This window comes from Vibrio amylolyticus, from assembly GCF_023145695.1.
GTDB lineage: Bacteria > Pseudomonadota > Gammaproteobacteria > Enterobacterales > Vibrionaceae > Vibrio > Vibrio amylolyticus.
Window position 1 is genome coordinate 15,733 of sequence record NZ_JAJHVV010000015.1, and the last position, 20,243, is coordinate 35,975.

The 20,243-nt window shown below is 43.0% G+C and carries 18 protein-coding genes; 7 read left to right on the forward strand and 11 right to left on the reverse strand.

What is annotated here, in order from left to right; genetic code table 11:
* Positions 1 to 39 precede the first annotated feature (39 nt).
* Positions 40 to 1,275, forward strand: coding sequence for a DUF2066 domain-containing protein (locus tag KP803_RS19375; RefSeq protein ID WP_248010494.1), 1,236 nt, complete (start codon positions 40 to 42; stop codon positions 1,273 to 1,275).
* 96 nt (positions 1,276 to 1,371) lie between these two features.
* On the opposite strand, the gene KP803_RS19380 is transcribed toward KP803_RS19375, so the two are convergent.
* The 9 genes from KP803_RS19380 to bepA all read right to left on the reverse strand — a co-directional run bounded on the left by KP803_RS19380 (position 1,372) and on the right by bepA (position 11,767).
* Positions 1,372 to 1,872: a nitrous oxide reductase accessory protein NosL gene (locus KP803_RS19380; RefSeq protein WP_248010495.1), complete on the reverse strand. Its 501-nt coding sequence runs from the start codon at positions 1,870 to 1,872 to the stop codon at positions 1,372 to 1,374.
* A 12-nt stretch (positions 1,873 to 1,884) separates the two neighbouring features.
* Positions 1,885 to 2,703, reverse strand: a complete 819-nt coding sequence (locus KP803_RS19385; protein WP_248010496.1) for an ABC transporter permease — start codon at positions 2,701 to 2,703, stop codon at positions 1,885 to 1,887.
* Entirely contained in the window at positions 2,700 to 3,635 is a 936-nt protein-coding gene (locus KP803_RS19390; RefSeq protein WP_248010497.1) for an ABC transporter ATP-binding protein, read from the reverse strand. The genes KP803_RS19385 and KP803_RS19390 overlap by 4 nt, the downstream gene beginning before the upstream one ends.
* Positions 3,632 to 4,960: a nitrous oxide reductase family maturation protein NosD gene (locus tag KP803_RS19395; protein ID WP_248010498.1), complete on the reverse strand. Its 1,329-nt coding sequence runs from the start codon at positions 4,958 to 4,960 to the stop codon at positions 3,632 to 3,634. The genes KP803_RS19390 and KP803_RS19395 overlap by 4 nt, the downstream gene beginning before the upstream one ends.
* 83 nt (positions 4,961 to 5,043) lie before the next feature.
* The gene (nosZ, locus tag KP803_RS19400) at positions 5,044 to 6,936 is read right to left on the reverse strand and encodes a TAT-dependent nitrous-oxide reductase (RefSeq protein WP_248010499.1); all 1,893 of its coding nucleotides are present in this window, start codon (positions 6,934 to 6,936) and stop codon (positions 5,044 to 5,046) included.
* A gap of 82 nt (positions 6,937 to 7,018) precedes the next feature.
* Positions 7,019 to 9,142, reverse strand: coding sequence for a transcriptional regulator NosR (gene nosR / locus KP803_RS19405; protein ID WP_248010500.1), 2,124 nt, complete (start codon positions 9,140 to 9,142; stop codon positions 7,019 to 7,021).
* 300 nt (positions 9,143 to 9,442) lie between these two features.
* On the reverse strand, positions 9,443 to 9,871 hold the full coding sequence (locus KP803_RS19410; protein ID WP_248010501.1) for a DUF2069 domain-containing protein: 429 nt from the start codon (positions 9,869 to 9,871) through the stop codon (positions 9,443 to 9,445).
* A gap of 69 nt (positions 9,872 to 9,940) precedes the next feature.
* Entirely contained in the window at positions 9,941 to 10,285 is a 345-nt protein-coding gene (gene arsC / locus KP803_RS19415) for an arsenate reductase (glutaredoxin) (protein WP_248010502.1), read from the reverse strand.
* A gap of 18 nt (positions 10,286 to 10,303) precedes the next feature.
* Positions 10,304 to 11,767, reverse strand: a complete 1,464-nt coding sequence (gene bepA / locus KP803_RS19420) for a beta-barrel assembly-enhancing protease (protein WP_248010571.1) — start codon at positions 11,765 to 11,767, stop codon at positions 10,304 to 10,306.
* Positions 11,768 to 12,011: 244 nt separating this feature from the next.
* On the opposite strand from bepA, the gene KP803_RS19425 reads away from it, so the two are divergent.
* The 4 genes from KP803_RS19425 to KP803_RS19440 all read left to right on the forward strand — a co-directional run bounded on the left by KP803_RS19425 (position 12,012) and on the right by KP803_RS19440 (position 16,377).
* Positions 12,012 to 12,227, forward strand: a complete 216-nt coding sequence (locus KP803_RS19425; protein ID WP_345791573.1) for a sulfurtransferase TusA family protein — start codon at positions 12,012 to 12,014, stop codon at positions 12,225 to 12,227.
* Between the two features lie 18 nt (positions 12,228 to 12,245).
* Positions 12,246 to 13,319 carry an AI-2E family transporter gene (locus tag KP803_RS19430; protein WP_248010503.1) on the forward strand — a complete coding sequence of 358 codons (1,074 nt, stop codon included), beginning with the start codon at positions 12,246 to 12,248 and terminating at the stop codon, positions 13,317 to 13,319.
* Between the two features lie 235 nt (positions 13,320 to 13,554).
* Positions 13,555 to 15,426: a methyl-accepting chemotaxis protein gene (locus KP803_RS19435; RefSeq protein ID WP_248010504.1), complete on the forward strand. Its 1,872-nt coding sequence runs from the start codon at positions 13,555 to 13,557 to the stop codon at positions 15,424 to 15,426.
* A 351-nt stretch (positions 15,427 to 15,777) separates the two neighbouring features.
* Positions 15,778 to 16,377: an outer membrane beta-barrel protein gene (locus KP803_RS19440; protein ID WP_248010505.1), complete on the forward strand. Its 600-nt coding sequence runs from the start codon at positions 15,778 to 15,780 to the stop codon at positions 16,375 to 16,377.
* Positions 16,378 to 16,916: 539 nt separating this feature from the next.
* Here KP803_RS19440 and bcp read toward each other — a convergent pair.
* Both bcp and KP803_RS19450 read right to left on the reverse strand, forming a co-directional pair.
* The gene (bcp, locus tag KP803_RS19445) at positions 16,917 to 17,384 is read right to left on the reverse strand and encodes a thioredoxin-dependent thiol peroxidase (RefSeq protein ID WP_248010506.1); all 468 of its coding nucleotides are present in this window, start codon (positions 17,382 to 17,384) and stop codon (positions 16,917 to 16,919) included.
* A 12-nt stretch (positions 17,385 to 17,396) separates the two neighbouring features.
* Positions 17,397 to 17,939, reverse strand: coding sequence for a glycine cleavage system transcriptional repressor (locus tag KP803_RS19450; RefSeq protein WP_248010507.1), 543 nt, complete (start codon positions 17,937 to 17,939; stop codon positions 17,397 to 17,399).
* A gap of 296 nt (positions 17,940 to 18,235) precedes the next feature.
* Between KP803_RS19450 and dapA the strand changes: the two genes are divergently transcribed.
* Together dapA and bamC are read left to right on the forward strand one after the other, a co-directional pair.
* A complete protein-coding gene (gene dapA / locus KP803_RS19455) occupies positions 18,236 to 19,114 on the forward strand; it encodes a 4-hydroxy-tetrahydrodipicolinate synthase (protein ID WP_248010508.1) in 879 nt (292 codons plus the stop codon).
* A 68-nt stretch (positions 19,115 to 19,182) separates the two neighbouring features.
* Positions 19,183 to 20,202, forward strand: a complete 1,020-nt coding sequence (gene bamC, locus KP803_RS19460; RefSeq protein ID WP_248010509.1) for an outer membrane protein assembly factor BamC — start codon at positions 19,183 to 19,185, stop codon at positions 20,200 to 20,202.
* Positions 20,203 to 20,243 lie beyond the last annotated feature (41 nt).

A 20,243-nucleotide genomic window follows, 5' to 3' on the forward strand; every position in this document is an offset into this window, starting at 1 on the left:
CTTATCATCTACGTTCGCAAGCAATTATCTAGGAAACGTATGCGTCATTTAGCTTTATTGGTCGTTGGATTACTATCGGCTTCTGTTCACGCTCTGACTACGGTTGATTTGTACCGTTCTGAAATCACGATTGATCAAGAGAAGCAAAATGGAGATACTGCTGCTCGCGTTCAAGGGATGAAAGAGGTGATCGTACGTGCTTCTGGAGATCGCGAAGCGATTGACAATGAAGTGGTTAAAAAAGCGCTTAATCAGTATTCACAGTATCTCTCTCAAATAAGCTATGGTCCGGATCAGTCATCAATTCGTATGGCTTTTAGCGCCCCACATATTCGAAGCTTACTAAGCCAGGCTCAATTGCCATTTTGGCCGCAAACTCGTTCCAACTTATTGGTTTGGCTTGTTGAAGACTCTAATTTCGAACGCAATATTTCGTGGGAACACTCTTCAACCCAAACGTTGAATCGTATCAAACAACAAGCCGAGGTTCGTGGGCTGCCATTGACCGTTCCGGTAGGGGATTTTGATGACGTTACCGGAATCGCTATCTCGGATGTATGGGGTGGCTTTGTCGAACCAATTAGTGATGCAAGTCAGCGTTACCCTAGTGATGCAGTCTTAGTGGTGCGTGCTCAAGGTAACAACATTCGCTGGACGTTGTACGATCAAAAACCCGCGAGTATGACTTCACGAAGTCAAGTACCACTGACAGGTCGAGAGTCAGGCTCTAGCGCTGCCGCTGATATGATCAATGCGGTGAGTGATTACTATGCAAATAAAGATGCGGTTGTTGTTGCAAGTGAATCATCAGAGTCTGTCACGGCTGAGTTTGCTCTTATTGATAGTGCGCCTGACTTCTTCCAACTTGAAGATAAGTTGAAGTCACTCTCGTCTGTAGCGTCATTAGATATTCTAAGTATTCAGGGCTCGACCGTTACGTTTAAGGTGCACCTACTAGCGACGCAGCAAGAGTTTGAGCAGGAAGTACTTCGCATGAGAGAAGTGAATAAGAAGCCTGAGCTGGTTTTACCTACAGAAACAGAACAGACACTCAATGGTGATTCAACGCCGACAGAGACAGAAGCTGAGACAGGCGAAATGACGGTAGAAGGGAATGAGCCTATCTTAGTTGAGCCAAGAACGTTACCAGCGCCATCTTTGACTGCACAGTCAACAGAGATGGAATCATCGGTTGAAATGACGCTTCCTCAAACAGATGAAGAACCTGTGGCAGAATCCAGAACTCTATTAAGGTTTGAGTGGCAAGGTAATTAATCTCGCTTATTCAAAACGTTATCATTAAAAAACCGCAGCACTCTGCGGTTTTTTTTCGTTTAGAAAGCACAAAGATACAAAGTCTAACGATGCTCGCTAGTTCATGATTAGTTCAATGGTAATATCGTCAAAGGCGTAAACTTCTCCTCCAAACTTATTACTAAATGAGGTTGCATCATCTTGTTTAGCAAAACTTGCTAGTGTCATTCCCATTGCCCCCTTTTGATTAGAGCCGACAACATACCAAGCCGTTCTTGCATCAATGAAATATTCATCGTTAGGTTTATGCCAAGGTGATTGACTCATATCGTGGACAAAGACTTCACGCGCTTGGGTGACGTTCTCTGGTTGAAGCAAAAAGGCAAATAGATCACGGGTTGAGCAGAACTTACTAATGTGTTCTCCTGTGGATTGATAAGACTCGCCCTTAGGACCCGGAAAGTTACTGATTATCATACCGCACAGGTGGCACTCATCGGCACTTTCAATAGCAACCGCTTGACGCAGCATTTTCTCTTGTGGCGCGTCACTACAACCGAATAGCGCGATACTGAAAAGGGCAAGTAAGTAAGGCGTTGGGGAAAAGAGTAAATTCATGTTCAATCCTTATTAAAGAGTTTTCTTTCGGAAAATAGCCAAAGCGGAAAAAAGAGGGACGGCAACCCATGCAAGCATAGTGAATAGTAGGCTAGTGGTTGAGTAACTATTATTGATCGCGACCGCTAGAACCCCACTAATGTCACTGGTGTTAAGGGCTGAGAGGTTAATTAAGCGGAAAAGATCTGCCGGATTTAGCATCATCAGTTGAACTAAGTCATGCTGGCTTAAGCCATCACTGGCACCGACAAGTAACGCTAGAAGTGCTAAATCAAAAACCAACACAAAAAACAGCCAAGTCATCAGTGCAATACCTGCTGCTTTCGATTTTTCATTGACCAGCAAGCTAATGACATACGCGATACTAATGAAGCTCAATCCAAGCAATATGGAGGTGAGAATAAACAGCCCAAACGCAGTCCAAATAGCACCGAGTTCACTTGTAAAGCTAAGCAATACTCCAGCGCTACCAAACCCTATAATCGTCGCTAACATGATGATGCTGCCTTGGCCTAAGAATTTTCCGAGCAGCAGTTGCCCATGGCTAATCGGATAGGTCATTAGCAACAGCAGTGTTCCTGACTCTTGCTCTCCGACAAAACTGTCATAGCAAAGCAATAGGGCGATCAGTGGAATGATGAAAACTGACAAGCTAGATAAACTGGCTATTGTAGTTGAAATGGAGGGAGCGCTTAACGTGCCTGATGCGGCACTTCCATAGTAACTAAGTCCTATTGAAAGTAACGCAAAGATACAAGTAATCGACACCAACCAACGATTCCGTAATCCATCTTGAAACTCTTTAATAGCAACAGCTAAAACTGGGTTCATTGCGTCACCTCGTTATCCACTGACAGTGGTTTTATTGAATTGGCGGATGCGGATAAGAAGTGTTGATATATTTGTTCAAGATTTGCAGGTGTTACCTGGATATCGTGTAATGAATCGTAGCTGACTAACTCTTTTAGAATGTCGATTTTTTTCGACTCAGGAATGTGTAACTTATCGGCTTCCACCATAAATCCTGATAACCGTTGGTTTGTTGCTAACGCACCATTGAGACCATGAGTTTTAATAACAACGGGGAGCTGGGCTTGTTCGCGAAGTTGGGCAAGCGTCCCTGAAGCTACTGTGCAACCTTTAGAAAGAATCATGGCTCGGTCGATGTGCTGTTCTACACCAGGTAGTACATGAGAACAGAGTACAACACTGGCACCTTGATCTTTTAGCTGGTCGACACTTTGATAGAAGTCTTGGGTGGCGATAGGATCCAGACCCACCGTAGGTTCATCAAGCAATAACAGTTTTGGCTCTCCTAAAAAAGCTTGAGCCAATCCTAAACGTTGACGCATGCCTTTTGAGTAATGTTTAACTTGTTTGTCTTTCGCTTCTAGCAATCCAACTTTTTCGAGTAGTGCCTGAATGTGGCTCTTAGGTACTGACTTAAGGCGAGCAAAGTAGGTGAGTATTTCTAACCCTGTGAGTTGGTCGTAAAAGCTGACGTTTTCCGGTAAGTAGCCAATGGCTTTGCGCCCGTGCCACGCCTTTTGACTACACGGATTCGTTCCAAATACAGACACATTTCCTTGGCTGGCTGAAATTACGCCTAGAATGAGCTTCATCATGGTGGTTTTTCCTGCACCATTGTGACCAAATAGCCCCAGTACTTCACCGCTTTCTAGTTCTAGGTCGACTGAATTAAGCGCTCGTAGCTGTTTATATTGTTTCGTTACTTGCTGTAACTGGACGATGTATTCCTTCATGAGGCTTGTCCTTCTATCTTTTGATGCGGCATCTCGTCGTGCGAAATGATTGGCTCACCCTGTTGTTCGGGCGTCATTAAAGGGAATGAGTCTTTAACGCCGGGTGGCTTAAGGATTGGGAATTGTTTTTGAATCCACCTCAGCATCAATACCGATGGACTATCAAGCAGTACTTTTGACTCGGGGTATTTCCAAACAATTTTATCGATACCATCATTGGGCTCAAAAGGGGTGTCTCCGATATTGTCATTGTTGAGATCCCAACCAAGATAGTTACTCCAATAGTTACCAATACCGCCTTGGCTCCACTCTTGCTCTCGGGTTGATACATATTTAACTTGAATGGGGTTGTTGATAAAGCTGTTACCGAAAATCTTGCCGTTTTCAGACCCAGCCGTTAGGTGAATGCCTATTTCAGCCGTATCAACGGTGTTATAACTGATGGTGTTGAAATTTGAGTTGTAGACAAATAACCCTTTTCCTTCACGACCAATGACTTTGTTTTCTGGGTAGGTCCAGACGTTTTTTATCTGGTTGTAGCTAATGTCGGACGAAGTAATGAAGTTCATCAAGATACCGTAGTCCTGACTGTCGAGACTGCGGTTATTATGTACCGTGAGATCCTTAGAGCTCATTAAGGCATAGCCAGCGCGTGTGTTGTAAGCAAAGTTGTTGATGACTTGGTTATTATGGGAATACATGTAGTGAATACCATAGCGAAGATCGTGCATGGTATTGTTTTCTAATACACTTTCTTGACTAGATATTACGTACAAACCATCTCTGGTTAAGCTGATGGTGTTGCCTTTCACAACCGCGTGTTTTACTGCTGATAATTGAATGCCATTACCTCGATCCGCAGAGCGCAGTTCAGGGTTACCGATAATGGAATTGCCTTCAATATGGATATGTTCCGCTTTTTGCGTCCAGATACCAAAGCCGTCACCTTGAAGCTGGTTATTCCGAATGGTGAGGTGTGTCAGTGACTGATCATTGTAAATCCCGGCATTTTGCTCGGTTAGGTCATCTCCCCAGTTGGTAATGTTGAGATCTTCAATTGTGATGTTGGAGGCAAACAGAGTGAGACCATTTCCAGCCCCATTGGCATCGATAATAGTTTGCTTACTCCCTTTAAGGGTGATCCCTTGAGTGATAATAAAGTTGCCCACATAACGACCATCAGATAATAGAATAACGTCCCCTGTAGAACTGTTATCAAGTACCGATTGAAGATCATCGTGTACGGATATTTTTATCTCAGCGGTCATTCCCCCAAGTGAGAAAAGAGAGAGAGTAGGGGCAAGTAAATAGGCAGTTATCTTCAAATGTCGCTCCTAATTTTCATGCTAAATATCAGGCATAAATGAAGGCCCCTCAATAATGAATCACTTTATCGAGGGGCAACCGTTTATGCTTCGACTAGCATACGTCCACGCATCTCCATATGTAGAGCGTGACAGAACCAGTTACAGTAGTACCACTGAACTCCTGGTTTATCGGCGGTGAAGGTAATGGATGCGGTTTGCTGCGGGCTAATTTCCATTTGAACACCGTGGTTGGTCATACAGAAACCGTGGCTAACATCCTCAACCATGTCGAGGTTAGTAATGACAATCGTAACTTCATTGCCAAGCTTCACCTTAAACTCATTCATACCAAATGTTGGCGCTACTGAGGTCATGTAAACACGCACCTTATTACCGTCGCGAATCACTTTATTTTCAGTCATGACATTCACACCATCTTTTTTCGCCATTTCAATGGTTTCAGCAAAAATGGGGTCATTTCTGTCCCAGATTTTTGCAGGCTTCACCTTACTACGGTGAATAATGGTGCCATCATGGGGTTCCGCAAACGTTGGTCCATCGTGAACCAGTTTCATCTCATCGCCAGAGATATCAATTAACTGATCATTTTCTGCTTTTAGTGGCCCAACAGGCAGGAATCTATCTTTAGAGAACTTACAAAGAGAAACCAACCATTTACCATCAGCATCACGAGTTTCACCATTTGACGTACTGTTGTGCCCTGGCTGGTAGTGCACATCGATTTTTTGGCGGATGTAGTTAATTTTCTCACCATTGTGAGCACGAATGGCCTCTTCGACATTCCACTTTGCTATTTGGCTATCAAGGAATAGGGTTGTATAGGCAAAGCCTTTGTTATCAAAAGCGGTGTGAAGTGGACCGAGACCCAGTTCAGGCTCTGCAACAACCGCGTCTCTAGGTTTAATTTTGTTATCAAATAGCGCGTCTAATTTGGCTATTTCAATAATACTCACGGTAGGTGACAACTTACCGTTAGCCATAAAGTACTTGCCATCTGGCGAAGCGTTCATTCCATGTGGTGACTTCGGTACGGGGATATAGCGGGTAAGTTCCGAGCCTTTACGCCCATCAAGTACAGGCACATCATTACCATTATATGTTTTGAACTGGCCTGCTTTTAGTGCTGCTTCACAACGAGCAAGGCTGAAGACAACAACATGGTCACGCTCTGCCGTTATCATTTCGCCTAGGTTCATTCCCATCTCAGAGTTGTAGCAGGTTGACGCAAAGTATTTACCATCATAATCCGCATCGGTATTGTCGAGGTTACCATCCACCATGACTTGGAACGCGACTTCCATTTTTTCTGCATCAATCACATTGAACATAGAGCGGTAAGTGCTGACATCTTCTAGCGATGACTTACCATCATTATTCATTGGGATTTCAAATTCACTGTTACAAATAACGTATTTTGTTTGTGGTGCTTTTTGAACTCGTAAGCCGTGAATCGCTTGCACATTTGGAATGGTGATCATCTTGTCGACTTTCATTACATCACAGCGAATACGAGCCACTCGAGAGTTGGCTTTGTCATTAATAAAAATGTATTTACCGTTGTATCGACCGTCGGTCATACTCATATGAGGGTGGTGTGAGTCCCCTGACATAATATGAGCACTATCGCCTTTGATTCGCTTACTCTCATCGGTGAAGCCCCATCCTGTGGCACTACAACTGTTAAAGACAGGAATTCTCATCAACTCGCGCATGGAAGGAATACCAAGGATGCGTACTTCACCTGAGTGACCTCCACTCCAGAAGCCATAATACTCATCGAGATCGCCAGGGTGAACAAAAGGGCTATTATGAACTTCTTCCGCTTGAGCTTTCGCCATTGACGCAAACATAGCAGCGGTCATTGGAGCGGCTGCCACACCCAAGCCTATCGCAGCACTTTTGCCAAAAAACTTTCGTCGTTCGGAATTAACGGGGGTGTTGTCATTATCGAGTTTGCTTTTGTCATCACTCATGGGTAAATCTCCATTTTCATTATTAGTATTAAGACTAATTCGGCAACCAACGACCAAGATAAGTAGGGTGATCGTCTTGCGTTTACAGTTGTGTTACTGGAATATCAGATTCTCTTTGTTTCATCTTTTTACGTGCCAGTTTTTTTAATGGTGGGCACTTTCCATCATTGGAATAGGTAATTTGGCAATCTAAGCAGTAGTGGCATTCACGCATGTTGATGACACCATCAGGATGAATCGCTTGGATCTCACACTCTTTCGCACAAATCTTACAGGGAGAGCCACACTCCGGACGGCGTTTGAGCCAGTCAAATAGGCGCACGCTATTGGAGACCGACAAAGCTGCACCAAGTGGGCATAAGTAGCGACAAAACGTTTTGCGGTTAAATAGATTTAGAGCGAGGAGAAACAGAGCCCAGAGAACAAAGGGCCACTCTCGATCAAACTTCAGTAAAAAAGTAGTTTTAAACGGCTCGATTTCGGCAAACTGCTCGGCAACGGCTAATGAATCTAGAGAGAGCCCGAATAAGCCTAATAAAATAAGATACTTGATGGCCCATAGTCTTTCATGGACTGCCCAAGGCAGTTCAAATTGTGGAATCTTAACGTATCGAGCGAACTGATTAATCAGCTCTTGAAGCGCGCCAAAAGGGCATAACCAGCCACAGTAAACGGCACGCCCCCAAAGAAGGATAGTGACGGCGGCGGCACTCCATAAAATGAAAATGACAGGGTCGAGTAAGAACAGATCCCATGAGAAACCTTTGACGAGCGCTTGTAGGAAGGTAAAGACATTCACTACAGAGAGCTGTCCTCCCCATACCCAGCCGATAAAGACAACCGTGATGGCTAAGAATCCATGACGCAGTCGGTGCATAAAAGTCGGGTGGCGGACTAAAATATCTTGGAAAAACAGGATTAATATAAGAATAACAATCAGGCCAATTAAGATAATGACTTTTACTTGGCTCTCTTGCCAGACTTGCTCCGTTAAGGTTAACTCCGGCGGCAAAATAATAGGGGCCGGTGTATCAACATATTGCTCTAGCGTGTCGTAGCTGCCTTTGAAACTGGTAAAAACACTGTCAATTGGGCCCGTTTGACGCCTAACCAGAAGCTCTAGCTCCCAGCTCGCCCCAGGGTCAAAATCGTGGTGTGCTTGGACCGTAAATACCGACATTTCTTGAAATCTAGGGTGGCCGTTAGCGTAAAGGTCACTAATCCGATTATGATCTAAGTCCCTAAAGGAAAATTCGTTGTTATTTTGATGAATTTGAAGTCGGTCAAAGATGCCGCCACGGACATACCCTGATCCTTTATATGAATACCCATTACCAAATACCGCAATGAGGTGCTCATCTGGTTTGAGTTGATTCACTAGCCACTCATATTCCCTTTCACCAAATAGGTTTTTACCTACTGTAGGAATATCCGCCAGTGCGAAATAGACTTCGGCAAACATCTCTCCATTTTTACTCGGCTCGACTCTATCGGCATCTTCCCCTGCTGTGCCATCAAAGGCTACTTGAACGGCTTCGTTGGTTAAGTAGAGTTTTCTTATTGACCCATCGCCTGTGAGATCAAGCCAATTTCTTTCCGAGAACACCTCAGGTTTGATGATCGATTTCGGTTGAATAACGTTGCTAGCGCGCTTAACGATACCTAAAGACTCCGCCGCTTTGGTGGCGGCTTTAGTAATAGCGACATTCATCACCATGACGGTTACCGTAGCACCAGATAAACCGTCGATTGAGGTAAACCCCTCTTGAGTTGCCTTGCCACCCACTTTGATTTTGTCTTTAACAGATAGACCGACATATTGGTCACTAAAGGCAGTTAACTTACTTTCAGGTATGCCCGCTAAAATGATGGGTTCATGATGCTCCAAAACTTTGGAGGCAAGATATTCTCCTTCAGGATTTATGACGACTAGCATGTTAACAGGCTCGCCAGAGTAGGCTGGAATCCGTGCTATATCATTGGTTTCGAACGCGTAGCCTAAAATCTTATCGTCTTGTTCTATGACGCGAAGCAGCGGTTCTCCCTGTTTTTCTGATATATCAGTGTGCTGAGGGAATGTTTCTTGAATAAGTGGGAGCGGATCTTTAGGTGGGCTAACAAAGAGTGCATAGCTGTAAAACGAACAGACCCAGAGAGAAAGTACGATAAGTAAGTGTTGGCTTATTATTTTGAATAACACTCTCATTGCAGCTATGTCCTTATACGGCGCTCAAAAAAGGCGCAATGTTTGGACCTAGCCTAATGGATAGCTAATGGTGATTATTGATATAAATCATTGTAAGTTGTGTGTGGTTACATAAGTTTAGTGAATTACTGGTGTGATCACGTTAATGAAATGTTTCTTGAGTGATTTGAATTGTTGGCATTGGATAGTTCTTTAGGGGTATGTTTATTAACCTTTTTATTCTTGTGGTTACTGTTTGTATAGAATAAAAAACCAGAGCAACGAGCTCTGGTTCAAATTTGCTAACTTTTTATCTGCTACTTAGGTGTTGTCAAAATGGGATTTTTCCTGCTTCTCCACTTGGGATAATCTAGGCAGTTTTAACCCTAGTTCTGCACCTCTAGCTCGGGCGTAAAGAATATTGCCGATAAAAGCCAGTGTTGCTAACCCTAATTCTACCGTTGCAAGTAAGTATTCACCCTCTCCGATAGAAAGAATAACCAGTGCATGTAGGAAATAGAGCATCAATATGAAGTTAGACCAGGCATGAGTATACGGTTTACCCGCTAAGATACCTGGTAAAGGCAGTAATAGTGGTACACACCAGGCAATCGCAAGGGTGATGTTATTCACGTGAGGGTGCGGAGAGAGTTGCCATTGCCAAAGTGCAACCCAAGTAAGCAACCCGAGGTTGGCAAACAGTGCAAGCAATCGGAACTGTTTGGTTCTGCTTGTCATGTTGTCTGTCATCGTATCCCTACCTAATGTCCTATTGATTGAGCGCTATAATATATCAAGAGAGGTTGATATGGCGAACCGTTATAAAATGTCGAGAACTTGTTCTGGTGGTCGGCCGTGTCTTGCTTTGCCATTGTTCACCACAATAGGGCGCTCAATCAGTTTAGGGTTACTGACCATAGCACTGAACAACTCTTCATCACTGGCGTTAGCGAGTTCAAGTGTCTTATAGATATCTTCTTTTACACGCATCATATCTCTAACGTTTGAAAGCTCTAATTGAGTGTAAAGCTCTTTTAGTAACTCAACGCTTAGTGGCTCTTCTAAGTATTTGATGATGGTTGGTGAGACGTTGTTCTCTTCTAGAAGCGCTAATGTTTGGCGGCTTTTTGAGCATCGTGGATTGTGATAAAGAGTCACTGACATGGTTTATTCCTTATATAATTATTGGAGTGATAAGAATCTATCACGCTGGACCATTAGTTGATCGATTCGAGCGTCGTATCGAGCTTGCTGTAAACTACCTAGCTCAGCAAGTTGTCCTGCTTGAGTGTAAAACTGAATCGCTTTATTCCAGTTTGCCTTTAGAGCGAGTATTTCCGCTCGAGCAGCAAGGTCTTCGGCACTTGCCCCCATCGCTATGTGGCCTTCAGATAACAGGTGCCAACCATTGATATCATCACTGTTGTCGTGGGTATAACGCTGCAATACTCTAATGGCCTGTTCATTTTCATCTAGCTTGAGCAGAACATTGGCGTAGTTAATGGTCAGTACCGCATTGTTAGGTGTTGCTTTAAGTGCTCGTTCTAACATTACTTTGGCTTTTTCTGGCTGTTTTTTTTCAATATACAAATCAGAGAAGGCATCTAAATAGAAATTGTTATTTGGGTCGAGCTTAATCAACTCATCAAGAATCGCTTCTGCTTCTTCGAGTTTTTTATTATCAAGATGAACAAGCGCTTTCCCGTATCGGAAAGCAGGCGCAATTTCTTTACCCGATTGATTGGCTCTTCTCTCTGCGCGATCAAGCCAGTCCATCGCCGCATCGCTTTCTATTCCTGCGTAGCGAGCGACAATTCGAGAGCGAGCTAATTGATAATCGAGAGAAGGTTGAATTCGCATGGGTGGATAGCTACGTGCTCGCTCTCGGCTGTCAGTTATACGGTCTTCTGGAAGCGGGTGGGTGAGTAGCATTGGTGGCGGCTTACTGGCGTAGCGATATTCATCGGCGAGGCGGCCAAAAAATCGTGGCATTGCTTTTACTTCAAAGCCCGCTTTTGCCAACGTGTTAATACCAAATCGGTCAGCTTCTTTTTCATTGCTTCGGGTGTAGTTAATTTGGCTTTGCATGCTACCCGCTGTTGCGGCAGTGATTGCGGCAATACCGGCTTCTGGTGCTGCAATCGCTATCAATAAAGAAGCGGCAAGGGCGGCCATTGTTGCTGGTGATCGTCTTGCTTGATCTTCCATTCGTCTAGCTAAGTGACGTTGAGTAACGTGAGCAATTTCGTGCGCAACAACAGAGGCGAGTTCACTTTCTGTTTGTGCGTGTAGAAATAACCCAGTGTGAAGCGCGACGTACCCACCAAAGAATGCGAATGCATTGATGTTTCGATCACGAATCATGAAGAAGGTAAATGGCGTTTTCACGTCATTAGCATTAGCAACTAAGCGGTGGCCTATCGAGTCGATATATTCGTTTAATACTGGGTCGTTCACAATGGGTTGATTGTTTCTTAGAATCCGCATGTACGCATCACCATAGATGATCTCTTGATCTATAGTCAGCGTTCCCCCTGCCGCAGTACCGATATCAGGCAATTCAATATTGTTTGCAACTGATACCGATGGACTAGCAATAGCGGTCGCAACACAAAGGCAGATTAGCGAGCGGGTGCGTTTAAACATAGTAGTCAACAATACTCCATTTTCATTGTTGTAATGGACACTGAGATATCCGTTTTGTTTCAACTATTCCATTTCTTAGGTGAAAAATATTAACTTGATGAATAGGAATGGCAGTAGCTAGACGCTACTTTAACGTTGTTAGCCTTGCAAATACAAGGGCTGAGAAGTGAAACATGAAGTTGATTTTGTTTGCTGTTCAAAACCCTATACAATACGGCGATACTTAATTGTATCGAGTCATAGAGTGGAATCATTACTTGATTTAAGAAGTGAGCGTTGCCCGATGGCGCTGTTATTGGCAAAACGGTATGTGGCCAATTTAACAGAGGGTGATAATGTTGAAATATATATAGTTGACCCGAGCTCACTTCGCGACATCGAACGTTACTTGCTTATGAAGAATCATAGGGTGACGAGCACACAAATTAACGATTACTTTAGCCTTAAAGTCGTCATCTAGAAAAAGGAAAGCGGTTTAATGTTAGACATGGTGAGTCGTTGGTATAAACGACGTTTTTCTGACCCACATGCAGTAAGTTTGGTCGCGATCTTACTGTTTGGTTTTATCACAATTTACTTTTTCGGTTATTTGATAGCGCCACTACTGGTTGCTATCGTTCTGGCTTACCTGCTTGAATGGCCTGTGACAAAAATTTCAAATCTTGGGATTCCAAGAACGCTGTCGGTGATACTTGTGATTCTTTCCTTTACTGGTGTCATGATACTTGCTGTATTTGGACTTGTTCCAACTATCTGGCAGCAGGTGGGCAACTTGATCAATGATATCCCAAGTATGTACATAGGTTTGCAAGAGTTTATCTCTATATTACCCGAGAAGTACCCTGAGATTATTAATGTTCAGCTCGTGGAATCCGTCATGGACAACATGAAGAATCAAGTGCTCGTGATGGGAGAAAGTGTGCTTAAAGGCTCACTTGCATCATTAGTGAGCTTGGCAACCTTGGCCGTTTATTTGATTCTGGTACCGCTTCTTGTGTTCTTTTTACTGAAAGATAAGCAAGAGATGATATCCATGGCGAGTGGCGTTTTACCTGACAACCGACGCTTAGCGGACAAGGTTTGGGTAGAAATGAACCAACAAATCTCTAACTACATTCGCGGTAAAGTGTTAGAAATTCTGATCGTTGGTGGTACGAGTTATATCACATTTGCGCTGCTGGACTTACGTTATTCCGTTTTGTTAGCGGTTGCTGTTGGTTTCTCTGTATTGATTCCTTACATCGGTGCTGCGGCGGTAACAGTACCTGTTGCGATTGTCGGTTTGTTCCAATGGGGGCTAACGCCACCGTTCTACTGGTTATTGTTTGCTTATGGCATTATTCAAATGTTGGATGGCAATGTGCTTGTTCCAATTCTTTTCTCTGAAGCGGTGAATCTACATCCTGTTGCCATAATTGTTGCGGTACTTGTCTTTGGTGGGCTATGGGGCTTCTGGGGCGTTTTCTTCGCTATTCCTCTAGCCACGTTAGTGAAAGCCGTCGTGAATGCTTTACCTGGTCAGGATGAGGACGAATTAGAGGTTAGTAACTAACTACTACAAGCCATAACCGTGCCTTCTTTTTGAGCTAAATAGCCCAAAAACATAAAAGAGCCCTATTGATTTTAAATTGATAGGGCTTTTTTTTATAGATTGCATCTATACTTTTACTTGTGGGTCACAGATAGCCTTGAAATTATTTACAAAAATGTAATTAAGATTTTGTTACATTTGACGATATAGCGTGTGGGATAAAAATAATTAGATATAGTTTTAGTCGAGGGAAGTTATGAAGTTTAGTCAAAAAATTGTGGCAGCATCCTCTGCTTTGCTGCTTGTCACGGTGACATTGTTATCGGTTCAGCAGCTGTCTACCGTTAAGTCGGAAGTCGAAGGTTTAGTGAATAGTAGCTTGAATGAGATGGTGGTTGGAGTAAAGAATACCGTAACCTCTGAGATGGAAAGTAAAAAGGCGCTAGCTCAGGCCGCGACAGAGGTTATAGAGATAAATCCACAAGATCATGACTATATAAAGACTATTTTGGAAAAGCCGACGTTAAAGTCGAGTTTTTTGGCAGTAGGGCTTGGGTATAACGAAAGTGGTTTCGTGCTAGAAAATGATGATAGTTGGGATGTAGGGCCCGATTACGATCCACGTGTGCGCCCTTGGTTCATTGATGCAAAATCGAAAGGTCGACTGGTTGTTACCGCTCCTTATATTGATGTATCGACGAAAAATGTCATCATTTCGATAGGAACACCGGTGAAAGATGCAGGTCAATTCACGGCAGGTATGTTCTATGATATGGAGCTGACTGGTCTTGCTGATCTTGTTAATAGCATCAATCTGCTCGACGCTGGCTACCTGTTTATTGTTACGTCTGATGGAACAACCATTGCGCACCCAGAAACCAAAAATAACGGGGAGAAGCTGTCAACGTATATGCCTGGTGTACAGATAAAAGAAGGTATCCAAAATATTGAAATTGATGGGTCACCATTCCTTGTGCAGTTTATGCAAGTTCCTTCTGAAAACTGGTATGTCGGGGCAATTGTTGATGAATCCATCGCTTTCTCTTCTATTTCTACGTTAAGAAATAGTGCTGTTATCTACGGTTTAATTGGTGTTGTTCTCAGTATTATTGTCCTAAGTATGCTGATTAAAGTGCTGCTGCGCCCATTGGGTACATTGAATGCTGCAATTCAAGATGTTGCTTCTGGGCAAGGGGATCTAACGAAACGCCTTGATACCGATACTGATGCGGAATTTGCCGAATTAGCGAAAGGGTTCAATACGTTTACAGAGTCACTACAGACTCAAATTATCCAGTCTAAGGCAATTGGTAATGAGATCATGAGTGGTACAGAGATGATTGTGCACGGTGCTCATGAATCTGCTGATGCGATGCGTAGCCAGTTGCAAGAACTAGAGCAATTAGCCACTGCGATGAATGAGATGGCAGTGACGGCAACCGAAGTGGCAAATAACGCACAAGGGGCAGCAGGAGCCGCTCAACAAGCCGATGATGCGACAGAGGTTGGCTCTAAAGTCGTAAGCGAAACCACAATCTCTATTGATAATCTATCGGCCCGAATTGACCAAGCGGTTGAAGAGGTGAAAGGTTTAGAGTCAGCGACAGCGAACATCGAAACCATCTTGAAAGTTATCAACGATATTGCAGATCAAACGAACTTGCTGGCATTGAATGCGGCGATTGAGGCGGCCCGAGCGGGTGAGTCAGGACGTGGTTTTGCCGTGGTTGCTGATGAAGTACGTACACTTGCTCAAAGAACGCAAGAATCGACGACTGAGATCCGTAGCATGATTGAACAGCTGCAAGCGGGTGCAAGTTCAGTATCGACTGCAATGAATGAGAGTAAAACCACTGCAGTTGATGCTGTCGACAAAGCGCAAGCTGCGAACTCTTCACTAGAGAGTATTCGAGAGGCCATTCAGCAGATTTCAGACATGAACTTACAAATAGCTTCGGCGGCCGAAGAGCAAAGCCTGGTTGCTGAAGAAATCAATAATAACACGGTGAAAATTAAAGACCTGTCTACGCAGGTGGCCGATTCTGCTGAAAATACGAGTCTAGCAATGCAGACACAAAAAGAGAATATTCACCAGCAAGATGCGTTGTTGAATAAATTTATTGTGTAATTGAAACTGCGTTAACTAAACAAAAATGCCCGCTCATAATGAGCGGGCATTTTTTATGATGATTGAAAACTACGAAGCTTTTTCGTTTAGGTAATCGAGCACTATTAGAGCGGGGCATTTTGCTAACTTGCTTATATTTGACTATTTGGCTTGGTAAGTCATAGCTCTTATGTTTCTAGAGTGACTTATAATGCTAGTGTGACAAAAGCAGGTGATAATATTACCCATGGGTAAATTATATGTATATTATTCTTTACGGTTGTATTTTACGCATCAATAGATTGGTATTTACGAATTAAAAAAACACTGTATTATTGCGCTGCTTTCAAACAACAACGTATAGGAAATATCATGAAGAAGTTAGCAATCATTCTTGGTTTAGCTCTAGCAAGCACATCAGTAGTTGCAGAAGAAGCAGCGATTACCGAAGAAACACAAAGCCGTGAATTTTATGCAATGGTGGGTGCAGGTTATAACACCGACAATTCAACAAACGCATTGTTAACTATTGGTGGTCATGTTTATGGTAACTGGTCGCTTGAATCAACAATGATGTTCTACACCAATGATTACAAATCAGATGATGGTGTAGGCAATACGATGAAGAATGATGCTGATACACTAATTTTTACAATCACGCCTCTCTACACTTACGCTTTAACTGAAACTTTTGATGTGTATGGTAAGGCAGGTTTGCAGCATCGACGTTCACGCATAGAAACTACTTTTTCAAGCAAGGATAAAAAAGACCAAATGAGCACTGGCACTGATAGCGATTTGGGTTACACCTATGGCTTTGGTGTTCAATACACAATGCCACAGCCTATTATTGCTGATTCACGTTTGCGTATTCGTGGCGGCATTGACTGGAACAGAGATTTTAATGGTAACGATGGTTGGGCTACAAGCGATAAAGCAACATATGGTTTGCAAGCTGGTCTAACATTCTAAGATAAAAATTAGTTAACAACTGGCTTTGTTGCTTCATTCAGAAAGAAGGTATGTCTACCCCGTTGTGCTTGATTCTTAAAGGAGAAACTGAGTTTCAAGCACACCTAGTCCCGTAAGCTGTTCAACGCTTCGATCATTGCATAAGTTTCACTGGTGGTAACTATCGTGGCAACACGAGAAGAACTTCGAAAGGAAATGGCGTGCCCTTGGGATGAATATCTGACACCAGAGCATGTGGAGAATACAGATAAGGCTGTGAATGACTTTAAAAATATGGTGTTTGAGAATTGCAAAATTCAAATAGGGCAGGAACTAACATTATAGGTATGATAAGGCTATAGCATAACAATCCGCTCACTCAACAGTTAACTTTTGGCACTTATTGTGCGGATGTATTTAGTGATTAAGGTGCTTGATTGTTTATGACGGTCACTTACGGTTAACTGACAAGCGTCGCCTATCCGAGAATACAGAGCCAACTAAAGTCGTGTCGGCTCTATTAATAACTAGAAACTCTATTGGCTTCCCAAAGAGTGCGTTTACTTACTATTTAGGTAATCCAGTACTACTTCATGGTGTGTCTTGGTTTTGAACTTGTTGAACACATGCTCGATCACACCTTCTTCATTAATAAGAAAGCTTATACGGTGCAGACCATCGTACACTTTTCCCATGAATTTTTTGGTTCCCCAAGTTCCGAATTGATCTGCGGCGATGTGTTCTTCATCTGATAATAAAGTGAAGTTTAGATTATCGCGCTCGATAAACTTACCTAAGCGCTTTACTGGATCAATACTTGCGCCAAGAACAACAACATTATGTGCATCAAGCTCTGCTTTGATGTCACGTAGACCTTGTGCTTGCACAGTACATCCGGGGGTCATTGCTTTTGGGTAGAAATAGAAAAGCACCTTTTTGCCACTAAAGTCGCTGAGTGACACTGTCTTTCCATCTTGATCTAAAAGAGAGAAGTTTGGCGCTGGTGTTCCAGCAGTCAAAGTATTCATTGAACGTCCTTTCTATTGACTGTTTTTGATAAAATTGAGTGAGCCTTGTACTGATAGTGACTGACAGATATCAGTGAACTCTTCTTGAAGTTGCATCAAGTTACATTGAGAGTCAACGGTTGCCGTCAGTGCAATATGAAATTGGTCACTATCAAGTTCGATTTTTGATTTGCTAATGGTTTTAGCACTAAGGGAAGCAAGGCCAATATTTCGGTCAGCAAAAAACTGTGTAAATTTTTCCGTTAACCCCATTCTGTCTTCAGATTCAATAAAAGCTTCTAAAGTGTACGCGTGATCAAGCTCTGCATGGGTTGAAGTTCGCTTCATCATTGTGATTAAGTCATGTTCCTGACCTAATAATGGCAGCGTTGTTTCTACTCTGGTAATACAGTTAGCGTTACCGGAAATGAGCATTAGAAGTGTAAATTCATTACCAAACAGTGCGATTCGGCTATCGATGATATTGCATCCAGATTGGGTTACAAGGTGGACAACTTGATTCGATACACCAGGGCGGTCAGTGCCGACTGCAGTGATCACTAGATGTTGAGTCATAATATCACGTTTAAAAAGGGTCATAGAAAGCATGTTAGCATAATTGCTAGAGATACTTATCAGTGCATGAGGTTTGATCCAAAACAGTGTGAAGAACCCCAATGTTTTTCCCGTTAGAAGAACGGTACATAAGCCTTAGTGTCATTATTTGCCAAGAATATAGGTGAATAACTATGCCAAAGGTCAAACATGTGATAAATATTCATTCTATAAGGTGGTTTATAAGCGCTTAATGCCTTGTATTGAGCAAGGGGCTTACAGTACCATGCAGAAAGTATCAAATTATGGAGAAAGACATGTTTTCAGGAAGTATTGTTGCATTAATTACACCGTTTAATTCCAGTGGTGAGGTCGATTACGTAAGCCTGAAAAAATTGGTGGATTTCCACGTTGAAGCTGGTTCTGACGGTCTTGTTGCTGTAGGAACAACAGGCGAGTCTGCAACACTCACTGTTGAAGAGCATGTAAAAGTCGTCCATAAGATTGTTGAGTTCGCGGCTGGCCGCATTCCAATTATTGCCGGTACGGGTGCAAACGCGACTCATGAATCTGTTACTTTCAGCCGTTTGCTGAACAACTCTGGTATCGTAGGTTGTTTGAGCGTTACGCCATACTACAACAAACCAACACAAGAAGGTTTGTACCAGCACTACAAAGCGATTGCTGAAGTGAGTGACGTTCCTCAAATCCTATATAACGTACCCGGCCGTACTGCTGTTGACTTATTGCCGGAAACAGTGGCTCGACTTTCTAAGATTGAAAATATCGTTGCACTTAAAGATGCGACGGGTGATTTAGAAAGAGTTAAAATTCATCGTGAACTTTGTGGCGAAGATTTCATCTTACTAAGTGGTGATGATAGTACTGGTCTTGATTTTGTTCAGTTAGGTGGCCACGGCGTTATCTCTGTAACCAATAATATTGCTGCTGCCGATATGGCGAAAATGTTTAAGCTAGCAGCCGACGGGCAATGGGATGAAGCTAAAATAATCAATGAACGTTTAATGCCTCTGCATAAAAATCTGTTTATTGAATCAAGCCCTATTGCCGTAAAATGGGCGGCTAAAAAGCTCGGTTTGATTGAAGATGGTACTCTAAGATTACCACTGACCGAACTATCAGAATCGGCGCAACCTATTGTTAGTCAAGCTTTGACTGATTCAGGTGTTTACTAATTACTGGTATTTACTAAATAACAGAAAGAATAGCCAAGGTTACTAACCTTGGCTTTTTAGGAGTTTCAATGAAGTTTTCTCGCCAGCTAGTTATGACATCACTAGCTGTTTTTGTTTTAAGTGCATGTTCTAGCGATCCATCTTCACGCCGTCAGGCAAAGGATGATTTTGAATACCTAGAGACCCCTCAGTTTAAAGAGTGGCAGTCTGCAGCGGATGCACAACCTCATATTTATGATGACTATAAAATTCCTGAAGGGGAGTTTAATGGTGAAATAGGGCGTGATGTCGATATTCGTCCTCCGCAACAAATTTTAGAGCTTGTTCCTGGTGCCCGTTTTGAACGCAATAACGGTGAAGTGACGTTGTGGTTGCTGAATAAAGAAGAAGCGGATAGGGTTCGAGAGACGGCGTTAACCCTGTTCAAAGAAAGAAATATCGAGCTTCTTGAAGATACCGAAGAACGTTTGGAAACGGGCTGGTTTAGCTGGATTTCTGATGATGAAGATACTGAAATTGGCACCAGAACCGAGGTGACTCGAGTCGATGCGAATAACCGTTATGGTTTTAAAATTTCATTAATTGAGTGGCGTGAAGCGAACAAAGTGACACCGGTATCGGCGACTAATAAAGAGCGCTATAACGTGCTGATGACTAACTTAGTTATGGCTCGCTACGATCTCGATTTACGTGAAGAAGCCGCTCGTAAAGCACAAGAGCTGGTTAAGAGTATCCCTATTAGCATGGGCTCTGACCGTAGTGGTTTCCCTGTTATTATTGCTCGTACACCATACAATGTATTCTGGCAGCGTTTACCTGAATTGCTTCCTTCGATGGGCTTTACTATTGAGGCACGAAACCAGTCTCAAGGTACGGTGAAAGCGAAGTACGCTTCCCCTGATGACAGCTTCTGGGAAGAAGTAGGCGTGAAGCCAATTGAACTAAAAGGTGGCACTTATAACTTCCTGTTTGGTGACCTTGGTAACCGTACATCTATCAATGTAACAGACTCGGCAGGCAAGCCTGTAGAGGAGCAGTTGCTGGCCGATATGGTCCCTGTTATTGCGGCAATGGTAGAGAGTAAGTAGAAAACTAACCATGTAGTGAATGAAAAAAGGAGCGTAAATAC